Consider the following 3,992-nt stretch of genomic DNA (forward strand, 5'->3'; position numbering starts at 1 on the left):
TCGAGGCCGGCCATGCCGGGGGCGTCCGGACCGCGGCGGCTGACCAGGACGATCCTGGACGCACCTTCCGCAGCCAGCCACCGGGCGACGTGGACGCCGAGGGCGCCGGTACCGCCGGTGACCAGGACCGTCCCCGACGGACGCCAGCCCGGCGCCGCGGCGGCCTTCACGAGGCGTCGGCCGTGGACCTTGCCGGACCGGACCCGGACCTGGTCCTCGGCGCCGCCGAGCACGCCCGGCAGCAGGTTGAGGCCGGTCTCGTCGTCGAGGTCGACGAGGCCGCCCCACCGGCCGGGGTGTTCGAGGGCGACGACCCGGCCGAGGCCCCATACGGCGCGCTGGGCCGGGTCCGTTGCCGCGTCCCGGGTGACGCACCACAGCGGCGCGGTGACGGCCTGGGCGACAGTGAGCGCTTCGGCGGCGTCCGCGGGCGACGCGACGACACCCGCGAACGGGCCCGCCGGGATGTCGGCCAGGGTCGGGGCGGTCACCGTGTCGATGCCGGCGGCGGTCAGGGCGTCCGCGACGGCGGTGCCGCCGATGACGAGCCAGGTGCCGGTCGTGGTGACGTCGCGGGGCGGCAGTTCGGTCCACGTGTCGTGGTAGAGCCAGCCGTCGACGGTGGACCGCCGCCGCTGCCGCCACTGCGTCAGGGCCGGGACGACCGCGCCGAGGGTGTCCGCGTCGATGCCGAGGAGGTCGCTGAGGTCGCCGGACTCGACGGCGGCCCAGAAGTCGGTGTCGGCCTCGGTGGTGGGGCGCAGCGTCGGCCAGTACCGCTGCCGCTGGAACGCGTACGTGGGCAGGTCGACGCGGCGGCCCCCCGCGAAGATGGCTGTGCGGTCCGGGGACCAGCCGGTGACGTGGGCCTGGGCGACGGCGGCCATGAGCGTGGTGACCTCGTCGCGGCCCTTCCGCATCGCGGGGATCCCGTCGACCAGCGCGGACAGCACGCCGTCGGGGCCGACCTCCAGGAACCTGGTGACGCCCTTCGCGGTCAGCGAAGAGGCCGCATCGGCGAACCGGACGGTGCCGCGGACCTGCCGGACCCAGTACTCGGGGTCGGTCACGTCACCGGTCGACGTGACCGCGATCGGAATGGCCGGCGGGTTGAACGTGACCGTCGACAGGACCTCGCGGAACGCGTCGAGCATCCCGTCCATCCGCGCCGAATGGAACGCGTGGGACACCCGCAGCCGCTTGGTCTTCTCGAACCGGGCGGCAACCGTCAGGACCGCGTCCTCGTCGCCGGAGACCACCACCGCGTCGGGTCCATTCACCGCGGCGACCTCGGCGCCGTCGACCAGCGCCGCACGCACCGCCTCTTCGGTGGCCTGGACCGCGACCATCGCACCACCCGTCGGCAGCGCCTGCATCAGGCGACCACGCGCCTCGACAACCTTGCACGCGTCCGCCAAGGACCACACCCCGGCCACGTGCGCGGCGGCGAGCTCACCGATGGAGTGGCCGAGCAGGAAGTCGGGCTTGAGACCCCACGATTCGAGGAGGCGGTACAGCGCGACCTCGACGGCGAAGAGGGCCGGCTGCGTCCACCGCGTCTCGTCGAGTGCCGCCCCATCGACGTCGCGCAGGCCTTCGATGTGCGCGCACACCTCGTCGTAGGCTGCCGCGAACACCGGGAACGCCTGATGCAGGCCGCGTCCCATTCCGGGACGCTGGGCGCCCTGACCGGTGAACAGCATCGCCGAACCGCCGGCGCGGACGCTGCCGCGGACCACCGTGTCGCCGAGCAGGACGGCCCGGTGTTCGAGGCCGGACCGCTGCGCCAGGGAGTGGCCGACGTCCAACGCGTCCAGGCCGGTGACCGCCCGCAGCCGGTCCAGCTGCGCGTCGAGGGCCTCGGTGGTGTGGCCGGACACGAGCCAGGGAACGACCGGCAGCACCGCCCGGGGTGACTCGGCGGTCTCCTCGGTGGCGGGAGGTTGTTCGAGGATGACGTGGGCGTTCGTACCGGAGACGCCGAAGGACGAGACAGCGGCGCGGCGCGGCCGGTCGACGGCGGGCCAGGCCCGGGTCTCGGTCAGCAGTTCCACCGCGCCCGCGGACCAGTCCACATGGGACGACGGCGCGGTGACGTGCAGGGTGCGGGGCATCGTGGCGTGCCCGATCGCGAGGACCATCTTGATGATCCCGGCGACCCCGGCGGCGGCCTGCGTGTGGCCGATGTTCGACTTCACGGATCCGAGCCACAGCGGCTCGGCACGGCCCTGCCCGTAGGTCGCGAGCAGCGCCTGCGCCTCGATCGGGTCGCCGAGGCTGGTGCCGGTGCCGTGCGCCTCGACGGCGTCGACCTCGGTGGCGGCGATCCCGGCGGCGGCGAGCGCGGCCCGGATGACCCGCTGCTGGGCGGGGCCGTTCGGGGCGGTGAGCCCGTTGGAGGCGCCGTCCTGGTTGACGGCGGAGCCGCGGACGACGGCGAGGACGGGGTGGCCGTTGGCGACGGCGTCGCTGAGCCGCTCCAGGAGCAGGACGCCGACGCCTTCACCCCAGCCGGTGCCGTCGGCGTCGTCGGAGAACGCCTTGCAGCGCCCGTCGACGGACAGGCCGCGCTGCCGGGCGAACTCGACGAACACGCCGGGGGTCGACATGACGGTGACGCCGCCGGCGAGGGCGAGGCTGCACTCGCCGCGGCGCAGCGCCTGCGTCGCGAGGTGCAGCGCGACCAGCGACGCGGAGCAGGCGGTGTCGACGGTGACCGCGGGTCCTTCGAGACCGAACGTGTAGGAGAGCCGGCCGGACACGACGCTGGCGGCGTTGCCGGTGCCGAGGTAGCCCTCGACGTTCTCCTCGGCCTGGGTGAGGAGGTTCAGGTACTCCTGGCCGTTGGTGCCGACGAACACGCCGGTGGCGGTGCCGCGCATGCCGCGCGGGTCGAGGCCGGCGCGTTCGAAGACCTCCCACGACGTTTCGAGCAGCAGCCGCTGCTGCGGGTCCATGGCGAGGGCCTCGCGCGGCGAGATGCCGAAGAGCCCGGCGTCGAACTCGGCGGCGTCGTGGAGGAACCCACCGACGCGGGTGTAGGTGCTGCCCGGCCGGTCGGGGTCGTCGTCGAAGAGCGCGCCGAGGTCCCAGCCGCGGTCGGCCGGGAAGTCGCCGATGGCGTCCCGGCCGTCCAGCAGCAGCTGCCACAGGTCCTCCGGTGACGTGACGCCACCGGGGAAGCGGCAGCCCATCGCGACGATCGCGATGGGCTCCTGCTGGGCGGCCTCCAGTTCACGCAGCCGCTGCCGGGTCTGGGCGAGGTCTCCGGTCACCCATTTCAGATAGTCCCGGAGTTTGTCCTCGTTCATGACAACCCCACCCGTCGCCCGGGCTCACCTCATGACCGACCGAGTTCCTCGTGAATGAACGAGAAAAGCTCATCGTCCGTCGCCGCGTCGAATTGCAGAGAGGTGGCCGATTCTGATTCTGCTGTGCGCGCCTTGTCGAGCTTCGAAAGCATCACATGCAGGCGGGTACGGACGGCAGCGTGCAGATCATCCTCTGGGGAAATCACCGAAATCAGGGCCTCGACCTTGTCGAGGTCCGCGAGGATCGGTAGCTGGGGGTTTTCCGGTGCACCACCGGTCGCCTCGCCGAACAGGTACGCGGCGAGCGCCGCCGGGGTCGGGTAGTCGAAGACGGCGGTGGCGGGCACCTTCAGCCCGGTCCGGGCGGCGAGGCCGTTGCGGAACTCGACGGCGGTCAGGGAGTCGAATCCGAGGTCCCGGAACGCCTGTTCGGGGGCGACGAGTCCGGCGCCGCTGTGCCCGAGGACGGCGGCGGCCTGCTGCCGCACGAGGTCGAGCATGCCGGCGAGGTCCTCGTGCCGCGCGGGTTCCTCGTGTACGGGCGGTGCGTAGAGCCCGTCGATGAGCGGCGCGGGCCGTGTGGTGCTGAACGCGGGTCCGAACGACTCCCAGTCGATGTCGGCGACGACCAACGTGGCGTGGCCGCCGGTCCGGCCGAGGGCGGTGACGGCGGTGGCCGGG

2 protein-coding genes are annotated in these 3,992 nt (G+C 73.1%); both read right to left on the reverse strand.

Annotation, left to right across the window (positions count from 1 at the left end; all coding sequences use genetic code 11):
* On the reverse strand, positions 1-3,311 hold a 3,311-nt coding region (locus ACZ6TV_RS55090), incomplete at its 3' end, for a type I polyketide synthase (RefSeq protein ID WP_465309746.1).
* Between the two features lie 29 nt (positions 3,312-3,340).
* Positions 3,341-3,992, reverse strand: a 652-nt coding sequence (locus tag ACZ6TV_RS55095) for an acyl carrier protein (protein WP_465309748.1), incomplete at its 5' end; no start/stop codon positions are given.

The organism is Dactylosporangium sp. NPDC051087, assembly GCF_055586325.1.